The sequence below is a fragment of the Sphingobium sp. CFD-2 genome (assembly GCF_024611135.1).
Classification (GTDB): Bacteria; Pseudomonadota; Alphaproteobacteria; order Sphingomonadales; family Sphingomonadaceae; genus Sphingobium; species Sphingobium fuliginis.
This window is the reverse complement of sequence record NZ_CP084405.1, coordinates 3095443-3108828: the sequence shown is the minus strand read 5'-3', so window position 1 is coordinate 3108828 and position 13386 is coordinate 3095443. Positions and strand designations below refer to the sequence as shown.

The 13386-nt window shown below is 59.6% G+C and carries 16 protein-coding genes; 9 read left to right on the top strand and 7 right to left on the bottom strand.

Going from position 1 to position 13386, the window contains the following annotated elements:
* Positions 1-50: 50 nt before the first annotated feature.
* Positions 51-818 carry an IS21-like element helper ATPase IstB gene (gene istB / locus LDB29_RS15335; protein WP_054944222.1) on the bottom strand — a complete coding sequence of 256 codons (768 nt, stop codon included), beginning with the start codon at positions 816-818 and terminating at the stop codon, positions 51-53.
* The gene (gene istA, locus LDB29_RS15330; RefSeq protein ID WP_082430708.1) at positions 815-2311 is read right to left on the bottom strand and encodes an IS21 family transposase; all 1497 of its coding nucleotides are present in this window, start codon (positions 2309-2311) and stop codon (positions 815-817) included. The genes istB and istA overlap by 4 nt, the downstream gene beginning before the upstream one ends.
* Positions 2312-2452: 141 nt before the next feature.
* On the opposite strand from istA, the gene LDB29_RS15325 reads away from it, so the two are divergent.
* From LDB29_RS15325 to mazF, 4 genes are all read left to right on the top strand, one after another.
* Positions 2453-2941, top strand: coding sequence for a CBS domain-containing protein (locus LDB29_RS15325; RefSeq protein ID WP_257554678.1), 489 nt, complete (start codon positions 2453-2455; stop codon positions 2939-2941).
* Positions 2942-3775, top strand: coding sequence for a 3-deoxy-manno-octulosonate cytidylyltransferase (locus tag LDB29_RS15320; RefSeq protein ID WP_257554676.1), 834 nt, complete (start codon positions 2942-2944; stop codon positions 3773-3775).
* A 174-nt stretch (positions 3776-3949) separates the two neighbouring features.
* Entirely contained in the window at positions 3950-4192 is a 243-nt protein-coding gene (locus LDB29_RS15315) for an AbrB/MazE/SpoVT family DNA-binding domain-containing protein (RefSeq protein ID WP_257554674.1), read from the top strand.
* Positions 4192-4524: an endoribonuclease MazF gene (mazF, locus tag LDB29_RS15310; protein WP_257554672.1), complete on the top strand. Its 333-nt coding sequence runs from the start codon at positions 4192-4194 to the stop codon at positions 4522-4524. The genes LDB29_RS15315 and mazF overlap by 1 nt, the downstream gene beginning before the upstream one ends.
* Positions 4525-4564: 40 nt before the next feature.
* Here the strand turns inward: mazF and LDB29_RS15305 are convergent, their stop codons facing one another.
* From LDB29_RS15305 to LDB29_RS15290, 4 genes are all read right to left on the bottom strand, one after another.
* Positions 4565-5374 (bottom strand): helix-turn-helix transcriptional regulator, encoded by an 810-nt coding sequence (locus LDB29_RS15305; RefSeq protein ID WP_257554671.1) that lies wholly within the window; start codon positions 5372-5374, stop codon positions 4565-4567.
* 117 nt (positions 5375-5491) lie between these two features.
* Positions 5492-6487, bottom strand: a complete 996-nt coding sequence (locus LDB29_RS15300; protein WP_257554670.1) for a FecR domain-containing protein — start codon at positions 6485-6487, stop codon at positions 5492-5494.
* Positions 6488-6549: 62 nt separating this feature from the next.
* Positions 6550-7101, bottom strand: a complete 552-nt coding sequence (locus LDB29_RS15295; protein WP_257554669.1) for an RNA polymerase sigma factor — start codon at positions 7099-7101, stop codon at positions 6550-6552.
* 52 nt (positions 7102-7153) lie between these two features.
* The gene (locus LDB29_RS15290; RefSeq protein ID WP_257554668.1) at positions 7154-7894 is read right to left on the bottom strand and encodes an energy transducer TonB; all 741 of its coding nucleotides are present in this window, start codon (positions 7892-7894) and stop codon (positions 7154-7156) included.
* Between the two features lie 111 nt (positions 7895-8005).
* Here LDB29_RS15290 and LDB29_RS15285 point away from each other — a divergent pair, with 111 nt between their 5' ends.
* The 3 genes from LDB29_RS15285 to LDB29_RS15275 all read left to right on the top strand — a co-directional run bounded on the left by LDB29_RS15285 (position 8006) and on the right by LDB29_RS15275 (position 9361).
* On the top strand, positions 8006-8206 hold the full coding sequence (locus LDB29_RS15285; RefSeq protein ID WP_257554667.1) for a hypothetical protein: 201 nt from the start codon (positions 8006-8008) through the stop codon (positions 8204-8206).
* A 12-nt stretch (positions 8207-8218) separates the two neighbouring features.
* On the top strand, positions 8219-8923 hold the full coding sequence (locus LDB29_RS15280; RefSeq protein ID WP_257554666.1) for a helix-turn-helix transcriptional regulator: 705 nt from the start codon (positions 8219-8221) through the stop codon (positions 8921-8923).
* Between the two features lie 126 nt (positions 8924-9049).
* Positions 9050-9361 carry an HU family DNA-binding protein gene (locus LDB29_RS15275; RefSeq protein WP_257554665.1) on the top strand — a complete coding sequence of 104 codons (312 nt, stop codon included), beginning with the start codon at positions 9050-9052 and terminating at the stop codon, positions 9359-9361.
* A 103-nt stretch (positions 9362-9464) separates the two neighbouring features.
* Here LDB29_RS15275 and LDB29_RS15270 read toward each other — a convergent pair whose 3' ends face one another.
* A complete protein-coding gene (locus LDB29_RS15270; RefSeq protein ID WP_257554664.1) occupies positions 9465-10295 on the bottom strand; it encodes a secretin and TonB N-terminal domain-containing protein in 831 nt (276 codons plus the stop codon).
* 314 nt (positions 10296-10609) lie between these two features.
* On the opposite strand from LDB29_RS15270, the gene LDB29_RS15265 reads away from it, so the two are divergent.
* Both LDB29_RS15265 and LDB29_RS15260 read left to right on the top strand, forming a co-directional pair.
* A complete protein-coding gene (locus LDB29_RS15265) occupies positions 10610-11425 on the top strand; it encodes a LuxR C-terminal-related transcriptional regulator (RefSeq protein WP_257554662.1) in 816 nt (271 codons plus the stop codon).
* A gap of 184 nt (positions 11426-11609) precedes the next feature.
* On the top strand, positions 11610-13181 hold the full coding sequence (locus LDB29_RS15260) for a ShlB/FhaC/HecB family hemolysin secretion/activation protein (protein WP_257554661.1): 1572 nt from the start codon (positions 11610-11612) through the stop codon (positions 13179-13181).
* Positions 13182-13386 lie beyond the last annotated feature (205 nt).

Sequence of the window (13386 nt, the reverse complement as noted above, 5' to 3'; positions counted from 1 at the left end):
CGAGGGCGTAGCCCGAGTGGGGGTCGCCAACACACGGATGGTCTTTTCTGTCAGGGGTTGGAGCGTGCCTTGCGCGCCTGGCTTTGGGCCAGACGATAGCTCTCTCCGTTCATCTCGAGTATGGAGACGTGGTGGGTAAGCCGGTCGAGGAGCGCGCCTGTCAGGCGCTCGGAGCCGAACGTTTCGGTCCACTCGTCGAACGGCAAGTTGCTGGTGATCAGCGTCGAGCCGCGCTCGTAACGCTGCGAGATCAGCTCGAACAGCAGTTCCGCGCCGGTTTTCGAGAGCGGCACGAACCCCAGTTCATCGATGATGAGGAGCTTGTATCCGGCCATTTGCTTGTGGAGGCGCAGAAGGCGGCGTTCGTCGCGTGCCTCCATCATCGCGCTGACCAGCGCGGACGCGGTGGTGAAGCCGACCGTCAGGCCCTTCTGGCAGGCGGCAAGGCCGAGGCCGATCGCCACATGGGTCTTGCCGGTTCCCGAGGGACCAAGGGCTATGACGTTCTCGCGGCGGTTGATCCAGTCGCAGCGTGCCAGTTCCAGCACCTGCATCTTGTTGAGCTTGGGGATCGCGGCAAAGTCGAAGCTGTCGAGGCTCTTGGCGGCCGGGAACTTCGCAGCCTTGATCCGGCGCTCGACCATCCGGCGTTCCCGGTCGATCAGCTCCAGTTCGACAAGCCGGGCAAGGTAGCGGACGTGATCTGCGCCCTCGGCCGCGCATCGCCGGGCCAGCTTGTCATGCTCGCGCAGGAAGGTTGGTAGCTTGAGCGTCTTGAGGTGGCTGGCCAGTAACAGCTCGGGGGACGGACTGCTCATGCCGCATCCTTCGCATCGCCCGAGAGCAACTGCATGTAGGAGCGCGCCGATGTCGTCTCCACCCTGGCTCTGGGCAGATAGGGATAGATCGCCATGTCCAATCGGGGTGGTCGGCGCTCCACCCGGCACAGCAGGAGATGCTTCACGGCATCAAAGCCGATCGCCCCGATATCGAGAGCCTGCTTTACGGCCGCATGCAGATCGGCAAGCGTGAAGCTCTCCAGCAGACGCAGCACCTGCACATACTCGCGCCGACCATGCTTGCCCATACGAGCTTCCATGAGGCGGCGCAGCGTTGCAAACGCTTCGGGCAGGTGCCAGCCTTGCAGGGGCGCTGCCTGATCGAGCGCATTGATCTTCTGTTCGATCAGGGGAAGGTAATGGATGGGATCGAAGATCACGTCCTCGCGCTCGTAGCTGCGCACATGACGGGCAATGACCTCGCCCCGGCAGCCGATCACCACCTCGCCGACATAGCCCCGGATCCATACCTCCTGATGGCCGAAGCGCACCGGCACCGAGTAATCATTGGTCCGGTAACGCACCAGCGCCTGCGACGAGACCTGGCCGCTGGTCTGGTCACAAGCCTCGAACGGGGCAGCCGGCAGTTCCTGCATCGCCGCCAGATCGCGCTTCAGCCTCTCGCCGATCGTCTCGCTCTCGCCCCGCAGCCGGTCGTTCTGACGCTTGCGGCATTGCTCCTCGAGCCACAGGTTGAACGCCTCCCACGTCGCGAACCGGGGGATCGGCACCATGAAGTTGCGGCGAGCATAACCGACCAGCCCTTCAACACTGCCTTTGTCGTTCCCCCTGCCGGGACGGCCGTAACGATCGCGGATCAGGTAATGCGACAGGAAGCCGCTGAACAGCCGGGCGCGCTGCCTCGTGCCGTCGGGCAGGATCTTCGAGACCAGGCAGCGGTCGTTATCGTAGACGATCGACAGCGGCACCGCGCCGAAAAACGCGAAGGCGTGCACGTGGCCGTCCATCCATGCCTCGGCAACGGCAGCGGGATAGGCGCGCACGTAGCAGGCGTCGCTGTGCGGTAGATCGAGCACGAAGAAATGCGCCTTCTGCACAACACCGCCGATCTCGACCATGGCCTCACCAAAATCTGCCTGGGCATGGCCGGGCGCATGCGCCAGCGGCACGAACATCTCCCGGCTGCGCTGCTCGCGCTGTCGGATGTAATCCTTGATGATCGTGTAGCCGCCGGTGAAACCGTGCTCTTCGCGAAGGCGGTCAAATACCCGCTTCGCCGTATGACGCTGCTTGCGCGGAACCTGACGGTCACCATCAAGCCATGCATCGATGATCGGAACGAACGCTTCCAGCTTGGGCCGCCGCACCGCCGCCGTCCGGCGGTAACCGGGGGGCTCCGAATACGACAGCATCTTGCGGACCGTGTCGCGCGATACGTTGAAATGCTTCGCCGCCTCACGCTGGCTCATGCCGCCCGCGCAAGCAAGACGCACCTTCAGGTAAAGATCCACGGTATATATCTCCACGCCCTCCCTGCTCGCGCAAAGAAGGCAAAGTGGACGACTTTTACGCCGCCCGCAGCAGCACTTCGCCGCCGCCACCGTGGTCTAATTTTGCACCGCCGTTCTCAAACTCCGACCACCTCTGTTACGATGATGCTCGTGCTGGGCGATGCAATCGCGATCACGCTCTTGCGGCTAAAGAACATCACGGCGACCGACCTTCATCGGCGTATTCCAGGAGCAAGCCATGGGCTCGACCTTCTCGCCGTGGACGAATTCATGCATCGCGGTGATGCACTGCCGCTGGCTCGCGCCGATGCGTCGCTCGAAGCCGTTCTGGACCTGATGAACGAAAAGGGCTTTGGCGTCGTAGGACTCGTCAACGACACCAAGCGTCTGCTTGGCGTGATCACCGATGGGGATGTGCGCCGGAATGCGACGAAGCTGGCATCGCTGCGTCCCGAGGAAATCATGACGAAGCGGCCGCGCACACTTGTGTCCGGGGCTCTGGCGCGCGATGCACTCGGGACCATGTCGCAATCCCGGATCACATCCTTGTTCGTGCTGGCCGACATGATTGGCGGGCAGGTAATCGGGCTTGTTCACATTCACGATGTCTTGCGTCACGGGGTTGCCTGAATGCTTCGCGTAGTCGGGGGCAAGGAATTCTCCTGCGAGGATCACGGTGTAGCCATCATCATACCCGCACGTTTCGGATCCACGCGGTTTCCCGGTAAATCCCTTGTGGAACTACGAGGGGTTTCGGGCGCGGCGAAGAGCTTGCTGCTTCGGAGCTGGGAGGCGGCGAACCTCGTGAACGGCGTCGATGAAGTGTGGATCGCGACCGATGATGCTCGAATTCAGGAAGTAGCCGAGCGGTTTGGCGCGCGTGTCATTATGACGTCCTCCAATTGCCGCAACGGGACTGAGCGGTGTACGGAGGCTCTCGTAGCGGCCGGCATCAAAGCCGATCTCATTGTAAACTTCCAGGGCGATGCGCCGCTTACACCGCCGCTTGCCGTCGAGGCTCTGATCCAAAGCATGCGCGAAGCGCCTGGTGTGGAAGTGGCGACCGCCATGGTTCGTTGCTCACCGGTTGCAGCGGATTGCCTTCGCGCGGATGAGAGAGCAGGGCGCTCGCGCGCGATCACGGTTGTCTTCGACAGAAACTATGATGCGCTTTATTTTTCCCGGAGCATCATTCCGTTCGTTCCCGAGCGAGTGGCCCGTCCGCCGGTTTATCTCCACATGGGCGTTTTCGGCTACCGCCGTGATGCTCTCATGCACTATCCGGGTCTCGAACCATCCATCTTCGAGGAAACCGAGGATTTGGAACAGCTACGTTTCCTCGACGCTGGAGTGCCGATCCGTATGATCGAGGTCGGGGCGCCGCCAGGAGGCATCTGGGAGGTCAATTGTCCATCCGACCTCGTGTCGGTGGAAGCTGGCTTGGTGGAACGTCATATCCACTGATGCTCACCCGCACCTTCCCAAGGCGTACGCGCCCGGTAGGGCATTAATTTCAGGCTATTCGATTTCCGTCTGGGAACGATCTTATACGATCGCAATGTCATGCGATAAAAAGTCGATACATTTGTTGACACATGGCTTGATAGCGCGTATCGCGAATGTCGATACATGGAGGTAATGATGCGTGTTCAGGTCAAGAAATGGGGCAACAGTGCTTCGGTTCGGATTCCGGCGTCGATTATGGCTGCGGCAGCTCTCCATATCGATCAGGAAGTGGATGTACGAGAGGAAGATGGACGCATTGTTATCGACCCTGTGATGCGGTCCTATAGTCTGGATGAGCTTTTGGCCAAGATGACGCCAGATACATTTCCCGATACGATCGAATTTGGAGCGCCGGTCGGAAATGAGTCCTGGTAATGGCTGCTTATGTGCCGGATATCGGCGACATCGTTTGGCTGGAATTTGATCCTCAGGCCGGTCACGAACAGGCGGGACACCGTCCTGCTCTTGTTCTGTCGCCAGAGAAGTACAACGGCTTGCGTGGTATGATGATCTGCTGCCCTATGACAAGCAGGATCAAGGGCTATCCCTTCGAGGTAGTCGAAAGCCGTACTCCTCCGAGCGTCGTTCTCGCCGATCAGGTCAAGAGCCTGGATTGGAGAGCGCGTCGAGCGAGCAAGAAAGGCAAGATATCCCAGGCGGCGCTGGCGGAAGTCCAAGCGAAAATTCGCGCCTTGCTGGCGTTGTAAGGGCCACTACTTTCCCCGCGGATATCCGAATATCCAAATTTCAGAATGTCGCAAGACCATGGGCGAAGGCGAGGACGACAGCCCGCAGCTTGGACGAAGCCCCCAATTTGTCCGACGCGTTCCGTAAATGATAATCCACGGCCTTCTCCGAAAGGCCGAGCGCCTCACCGCTTTGAGCGTAGGTGTACCCCATCGAAGCCAGTCGCAGAACCTGCAGTTCACGGGTTGAGAGGCGAGGAACCCAATCGGCGAGAGGCACGAACTGCTTTGCTTTCGCATGAAAATGCGCTGCGGCGAATGCCAGGTCCGCACCACAACGTTCGGCCATCTCTCGCGAACCCGTCTCATCATTTCCGAAGAGGCTGATATAGGCGGCACCCTGGACGCTATCCTGGATGGGAACAATGACGCCGGCAGATACGCCGCGCATTCGTTCGTTCTCCAGCCAGATACGTTGAATGGGATCAAGTCCGCCCTTCGTTCGTGTCGAATAAGCGAAAGGCACGAAAGCCGTGCGTGCCTGTGCCGCGCATGGATCGCGGACAAGCCAGTCGTCCGCATCATCCGCGTCCCGAGGTGAGGTCGACAGGAAGCGCAGCGGATGGTGTGGGCTGGCATCGGGTTCATTGGACCAGAAATTTCCGGCATGAATATAGCGAGCGCCGTAAAATCCGAGGAGGCGCGCATAATCCAGCAGCCAGTCTCGCAAACCCGAGAGAGACCTGCTGGCTTTCAAAGTTGCAAGGATATCCGGGTGGTTAGCGTTCCCAGGGCGCAGGAACAACGTGCTCGCTTCGACCACGGTCTTTGCATCGTGGCCGCGATCGCTGGCCAGCTTATTGGTGAACATCAAAGACCCCCGGGGAGCTGCTCCTATTTAGAGGACACGCCGGGAAGGAAATCTGGCAAGAAAAATATGTTACATTTCAATGACTCAATGTAATGAAACCGAAATATTTCACCTCCTTCAACTCAGGACGACCACGTCGCCCGGCAGGCGCGTCACCTTGGCCCCGACCGCCAATTCGGCCTGGTCGAAGAACTCGTCCAGCCGGTCGATGTTATAGGTCCCGCTGAGCCGACGCCCGCTTAAGGCGCTGTTCGCCAGTATGATCCGGCCCTCGCGGTAGCGGTTAATCTCCAGGATCACCTGTCGCATAGGGATGTCCTGGAAAATCAGCGTGCCGTTTCGCCAGGCGGTGAGCACGGCTGTGTTCGCCTGCGCGGTTACAGCACCGATACCGCGATCATCATATCGCACCTCCTGCGAGGGCGCCAACTGGCGATGCTCGCCGTTCCAGGCTACCTCGACCTCGCCGGACAGGCAGGTAATGCAAATCTCGTCTTCCGTACGCCGCGCGCTGAATTGGCCATGCTTGCCGATGCTGGTGCCATTGCCAGCGACAAGCGCCGCAGTTCCAGATCGACCACTGGTGACGACCGCCTCGCCACTGATGAGCTCGACCGCCGGCATCGCGAGATCGTCGCGCAGATTGATGCTGGTGCGGGTGTTGAGCTCGACGGTGCCGCCGTCGCCGAGACGCACCACAAGGCGTTCGCCGGTTCCGGTTCGATACTTGGCATTCAGTGCGGCGAGCGACGGCACCATGTCGAGCGAGCGTCCGAGGAACAGCAGTCCGCCAGCAACAGATGCCGCCATCGCGCCACCGAGAAATGCGCGCCTCGAGTGCTTCTTTGCCCTTTGAGCATTCAGGCTTGCGACGTTGCTGACGATCCCGATCGTTTCGGGACGTTCGACACCTTCGACAACGCGCACCAACTGACGCAACCTCACGGCCGATCGAAACGCCAACTCGTGAGCGGGGCTTTCGGCACGCCATGCAATAAGCTTGGCCGCATCCGCCTCCGTGGCGTCGCCGGAGAGCAGATGATTGAGATGCTCGAGCCCCTCAAGCCTGAGGCGCGCCAGCTCTTCATCGGTCCATGTCGTCCTTCCGCTCATCCTGAAAAGCCAACCAGTTGCTCGTCCATGAGCGCTTTGCATCGAGGCATGCTCGCGCTCCCTTATTTAGAGGACACTCTGGCGAGCTGTTCTTGCAAAGCTGCCACCGAAAAATCTTCTGTCACCCTGTGGAGGTGTCTGCTCGCCAGAAGCAGTTCGTGCCGAATTGAGCGTTCTGACAAGCCGTATTCCAAAGCCAGTTCCTTGTATGTTGCGGATTCGACCCAGAATCGCCTGAAAATGGCCTGGCGGCGGGGCGGCAGTTCCTGCAATGCCCGCTCGACCGCTGCAAGCTCCGACCGGCCCTGGGCCGTGCGGTCCTGGTCGGGACTTTCGTCCTGAATATCAATGAGGCGATCAATATCTGCCGCGGTGAGGTGCTTCATTTCTGCCCGCTGGCTATTTCTCGCCGTGTTCAGCGCCATAGTCAGCAGATACGAAGTCGGGTTTCGCACTTCATCCGCGATCTCGGCTCGATGCAATCGTAAATAGGTGTCGTGTAGTGCTTCCTGTGCCTTATCCGGTGAACCAAGCCGACCCGTCAGAAGGCGCTTGAGTTCCGGATATGCTGAAACGAACAACGACAAGAGAGCCTCGCGCGGGGACGAGGTCACGGAATAGATCCTCGATGCAAGGCCTTGGGTTGAAAGAAAATGGCTGCCCCCTTCAATTGGTCGTCCGCAAGGCGATCTGCTGCAGCGACGAGTCGATCTCGATCACGAAATCCATGCGGGCGGGCAGCGAGGCGGGGATGGGAGGAAGGGGGCGCGATCGCTCCAGGGCAGCCAGCGCGGCGTTGTCGAGCATGGCGGAGCCTGAACTTCGTTGTATCCAGCTCTCCAGGACATTCCCATTCCTGTCGAGCCGGAACGCCAGATAGGTGATTCCTGCCAGACGAAGCTGCTTGGCCTCTCCAGGGTAGCGGCTGTGACGCGCAACGATCTCGTAGAGAAGGCGCTGGTACTCATCGAGTTCCGCGGCTGCGAAAGCGGTGCCGCCGCCATCCTCTGGCAGAGACGCTGTCTGATCGCCACTTGAAGGCGCCGATCGGGCGGAGGCTCTTAACGCGGATCCGTCGAGCGCGGCAGCAGCCGTTGGCGTTCGCACGTCGTGGCCCGTCGGTGACTTGGATGGACTCGATGCGGAGTGGCTCGTTGATCGATCAGATTCGTCGTCTCCGCTCAACTCGATGAAATCGACCATCATTGCCGTTTCACGTTGCGCAGCCGGTCTCGAGGGCTTAGTCGAATTTGAATTGGCGGCGATGAGGCCGCCCAGCACGGCAGCATGTCCCAGGCATGAAACCAGGATACCCAGGACATCGATTCGAGCGGGGCTGGACATGGGGGACTCGCATAAATTGAATGGCGGGTTGGCGGCTTCATAGACGTCTTTTTCAGTCTGCAATATGACATGCCTCATGAGTGTCGGAATCCCGCTAGGGATTCCCCTAGCAAATGTGCCGAGTGGCTGGGGTAAAGGGCTGCCTATAGTCCTCGGGGCAAAGGCAGCTCATCTATGCTGGCAGCAGAAATCGGTCGATCTGGAAAAGATTTCGTCAAAAATCCGGCCGATAAGCTTGTCGGAATTGGCGAACATACTTTCAGCCTGAAACAAGAAATTCTGTCGCTACGCTGGGGGCGACTCGTTTCGTCTGAGAGGCAACTGTGCCTTGGAAAGCGATTCGTGCTGAGCGAATCACGCCGTTGCGTTGGTTGAGCAGGCTTCGTCATGGCAAACATTCTCCCGTTCGAGCGACCCGGCAGGCCATCCCAGCTTAAAGCCAGCATCGCCACGTCGCTCCTGAATCTGGCCGATGCCTACGGGTTGTACAGGGGCCTCTATCTGCATTTTGGACATACAAAGGGCAGTGCGGTTCGAGCCATCGCATCGACACCGAACGCGCAACGCAAATATGTAGGCCTCCTTGCCAGTAGCAGTTTGGTCATCAAGGCCCTGGTGGCTCACCGCCCTTTCGCCTGGTCCAGCAGCGAGCTTCAGTTCGCGAGCGATCTTGAATCGGATCATGTCGGCATCGCAGTCCCGGTACAGGATTATTCCAATGGTCCAGGTCTCGTCGCGCTTGTCGGAGTCGATATTTATGCGGCTCGCAAGGCAGTAAAAGAGCATGGTCCTTCACTATCCTGGGCCGCCACCGATATTCATGTAGCTGCACTCGACCTGCTGCGCGATGCGCGCCCGGAGGCACCGACGCGTCGGGAGATGGAATGCCTCCGGATGGCGGCCGAAGGCATGACCGTGCCAATGATGGCGGAAATGCTCGATATTTCCACCCGAACCGTTGAGATCTACTTGCACAGAGTCGTGAACAAACTGGGTGGAAGCAACAAGGTCAATGCCGTCGCAATCGCCGTGAGCCAGGGACTCCTCCGCTGCGATCCCTCGGGCTATGGGCAGGTGGAACCGGCTAGCTGACGAGATGTCGGCGCCTGCCAAATCGACACGATCTGCTCAGCGACTCCGTGTGGCCCCTGTCTTTCCCCGCCGCTTTTCATTTGTCTCCATCTTCAAGCCCATCCCGGCAAAGCGTGACTTCCGGCTATGAACAGAGATGAGTTGGTCGAGCGGGTTGCCGCGAGAAGCTATCTGACCCGCGCTGAAGCCCATCGCGCTGTCGAAGCAGTCTTCACCATAATCGCAGACTCAGCAATTCGCGGCGAGATCGCTTCGGTCAACCGGTTCGGATCCTTCTCCGTGAAGTTGGCTCCCGCAAGGGAAGGGCGTAACCCACGCACCGGCGACAGGATCTGGATCTGCGCAAAGCGGAAGCTGATCTTCCGTCCCAGCAAGGCTATCAAGGACCTGCTTCGGGAAGGCGGCGAAGCGAGTTCCCTTGACCCACACACACAGTAGATGACCCTTCTCGCCGACAGGCCCAGCACGGTCGAGCCAGCGAACGCAGTCCACATCGACCGAAAAGTGCCTGGTTCCAAAGGCCGGCATACGGTTCTCATGACTATCGAGAGCGCTGACTGCCTCGCGCCCCTCGCAGCACGATCGCCAGAGGCTGCTGGAGTCCATAGGGAGGAGGAGACACAACAGCCTGGAAAAGGGTTTCGACAACGAGCATGTCGGTTTTGCTGCTTCCGCTGCTGCGGTGAACAACGATTTCGCTCAATTTGCCGTCCGCGCTTATGCTGAGGTGGACGATCAGGCTGAACCTGAGACGTTCCGTATGTTCGCTGGCCTGGAGGCAGGCATACAGTTCTTCCTCCAGCAGCCCGTAGTAGGCGAGCCGCTCGACCGACTGCAGCCTTGCTGGAGCGACCTCTTCCCTGACGACGACGCGCCCAAGAGGCACCAGGGAGGATGGGCTGTCGCCGCTCTGCGTTGTGATGATGGCCGCGTCCGTCCCACTGTAGCGAACGACGAGCCCTGTGCCACTCAGGAGACGGCGAAGTGCTTCACGCGGTGTGTACCTGCCTTTTACGCGCGTGGACCGTTGTCCTGAAGTGAGCATGCTATCGTATAGGAGCTGCACGCCCGTGACGCTGAAATATTGCGCCAGAGCGGCGTCAAGTGGCTGCGCGGGTATGTCGAAAGGAACAGGCGTTTCAGAGGCCTCGGACTGAGCATGAGCATTCGTCCCGAACGAAGTCATGAGTACGACAAGGCAAAATGAGAGCGCGGCAGTCAGGCTCCGAAAGAAACGAGGTAGCGACATTCGGACGGAGAATAGGACATGCCCGGCCTGTTGGGGAGCCAATTGTCCGGTGTGATTGTATCGAACGACACCGCCTGATTGCATCCAACCTTCCTCCTCGCCGTGCAGATTCTGGCCTGACATTCAAGCTCGGCCACTAGAAATCGATATGCTTCCTAGTCCTCTGCGAGAGATTCCGATGGTGGAACTCATTAAACATCATTGTTGACGCCAAGATCATGTCATCGCTGTGACTTTGCGAAATGATAATTTCACTAATGGCTGTCGCGTTACCTGCACAGAACAGTGAATCTCTTATGCTCAATACGCGATTCACTGTCGAGTAAGTACGATATTGTTTCATTTTTATGACGAATCGACATGAAGGTGAAGAAAAAAACTTTGTCGAATTCCTTGCCAGATTCACGTGCTCAACGTGTCCATTTTTCAGGAGCTCCATGGGGGTAGTTGAGATGTTAGCCGGCGGTGCGCTTCAGCGCCAGTTTGATAATGCGTGCGCTGCCCTCGATGCGTCGTGGGTTGAGCACTTTGTCATGGAGGGCGGTTCGGTCATGGCGATGGGCCCGGTCGGGGATTGCGCATCTTCGGCGGACCTCGAAGACTGGTTACAGCAGTTCGCGTCCGAAATGGGATTTGGCGGCGCTCGTTACCTCCATATTGGTCATCGTCCGCAAGGCGGCGGGATCATCGAGCGTCCGCCGCTTCGCTTTCTCTCCACACTGGACAAGGGGCAGGAGCCTTGGCGTGCCGGAGATCCCGCACTGTCGCAGGTTGCCCAGGCTTCTCTTCCCTTCGCCTGGGTCGCAAAGGACGATCTCTCCCTGCCCGATGTCCAGCGCGCCTGGCTCAGCATCGAGCGACTGCGGGGCGTGGATGCGGGTGTCGTGATCCCCGTCCAGGACTACGTATCGGGCCCAGCGTATATCAGTCTCTTCAGCCAAACGATTTCTAGGGCGATCGCGGTGATCGAACAGCGGCGACACCAGATGGTCACGCTGGCGATTGAGTTTCACATCCGTGCGAAGCAATTGATGACGTCACGGACGAGGCCGTCAGGGTTGCTTTCGGATCGCGAGATCAGCTGCCTGCGCCATGCCGCCACCGGCGCGACGCTTGTCGAGGGCGCAAGCAGTCTCGGAATATCGAAACGAACAATTGAACTTCACTTGGCCCGCGTGACGCAAAAGCTCGGCGCGGCCAACCGGATCAACGCGGTTGCGATCGCCATCGGTGCTGGCTTGATCGATGTCTGAGAGGTGCATGATAGTTTCTTCCCCGATGCAAGGGGGCCCGCGCGCGAATATCTCGCCGTGCCTCGTTTTGGCCACTGTCCTGGCCGCAGTGCTACAGCCCGCCTGCGCCTTCGCGCAAAGCGATCAGAGTGCCGCCCAGCCCGCCACCGCGGATGCGGAGCCCGTGAGGGCTTCGGGAAGCTTTTTGATCGCCGCGATCGACGTCGTGGGGGCGACGAAGCTTTCCAACGCCGACATCGAGCGGATCATCTATCCGTTCCTGGGGCCGAACCGCTCCGAGGCGGATGTCATGGCCGCACAAAAGGCGCTTCAAGCAGCCTATGCAGCGAAAGGCTTTGAAGCGGTCGAGGTCGAAATTCCGATTCAGCCCAGCGAGCGCTTCGCTCAAGGGATCGTCCAACTCGCTGTTCATGAGGTTCCGCTCGGAGAAGTGCGGGTTGTCGATGCGAAGCATCATTCCGAGCAGAGCGTCCGCGGGGATGTCCCGTCGCTGGTCGCGGGGCAACCGATCGATATCGCTGCCCTGCAGCGCGATGTCTCCGAGGCGAACCGCTTTCCCGATCGGATGATTACGCCGCGTTTCCGGGCCGGCGCGCAACCCGGTACTGTCGATGTCGAACTGAAGGTTGACGACAAAGCCCCATTCCATGGCAGCGTCGAACTCAACAACGACAACAGTCCCAATACCAAGCCTTTGCGGGCCAGCGCTACTGCGCGCTACTCCAATCTTTGGGGACAAGGCCATACGCTGTCCGTCACGGGCTCGATCGCGCCCCAGGATCCGGACCAGAGTGCGGTCATCTCGGCATCCTACAACGCGCCCCTGATCGGCACGCCCTGGGGGCTTCTGCTCTACGGCTACCGGTCGAACAGCAACGTCGCAGCACTTGGCGGGACCAATGTGCTTGGTAATGGCTATCAGATCGGCTTTCGGGCGACCTATCGTCTGCCTAGCGCAAACACCTTTCAGCAGATCAGTTTCGGACCGGACTTCAAATCGTTCAAGGAACGGTTGAGCCTGGAAGGCACCGATCTTCAACCAACCAAGATACGCTATGTACCGCTCGTCGCTGAATATACGCTGAGTGGCGGAAACGTGAGCGAAACCTATGGGCTGACGCTCGGCGTTACTGGCGGCCTCCGGGTGGTTAGGCGCAATGTTTGCTTCGAATCGCCCTATTCGGAAGGCTTCATTCCAGAAGGTGTGCCGACCTGCTCTCTGGGCAACGGACAGACCGGCATTCCGCAAGATCAGTTCACCGGCCGCGCCGTCGATGCCAGTGAAAACTTCGTTCATCTTAAGCTGGACCTGAACTACACTCGTATGTTGCGCCGCGACTGGCAGGTTGGGCTGCGGTTCGCCGGCCAACTGGCCGACTCCAGTCTCGTCACGAATGAGCAATTCTCGCTTGGCGGTATGTCCAACGTTCGGGGCTACTATGTCTCCGAAGCGGTCGGTGACGACGGTTTCGTTTCGTCGATCGAAGTGCGCACTCCGAATTTTGGGACATCGCTTGCCAGCTTTGTCGACGAAGTGCGCGTCTTTGCCTTTGGCGATGCGGGTTATGCCCGTGTGCGCGCACCCTCCTCGGGGCAAACCGAAGAGTTCCGGCTGTTCAGTGTCGGCGGCGGCTTGCGGTTTGATCTGCTCAAGCTGTTCACCGGTGAAGCACTGATCGGCATTCCGCTGCGTGCCGGGCCGACCACCGACAAAGGCGATCCGCGATACAGCTTCACCATCAGGGGGGAATTCTGATGGTGATGCAGGGTTACATGGCGACGCCGCATTCGGCCGTTTCGGTGTTCAGTGTTGGTCGGAGCCCGCCTCACCGGGTCGTCTTCCGGCGATCGCCCTTCTCCGACCAGTCGGGGCGATCGTGGCCATCGATCGGGCCAGGATTTCCCCACGGGCAGCTTGGACGCTCCCCCAACTCCCAGCGCCAGGGATCCCCGGAAGGCAG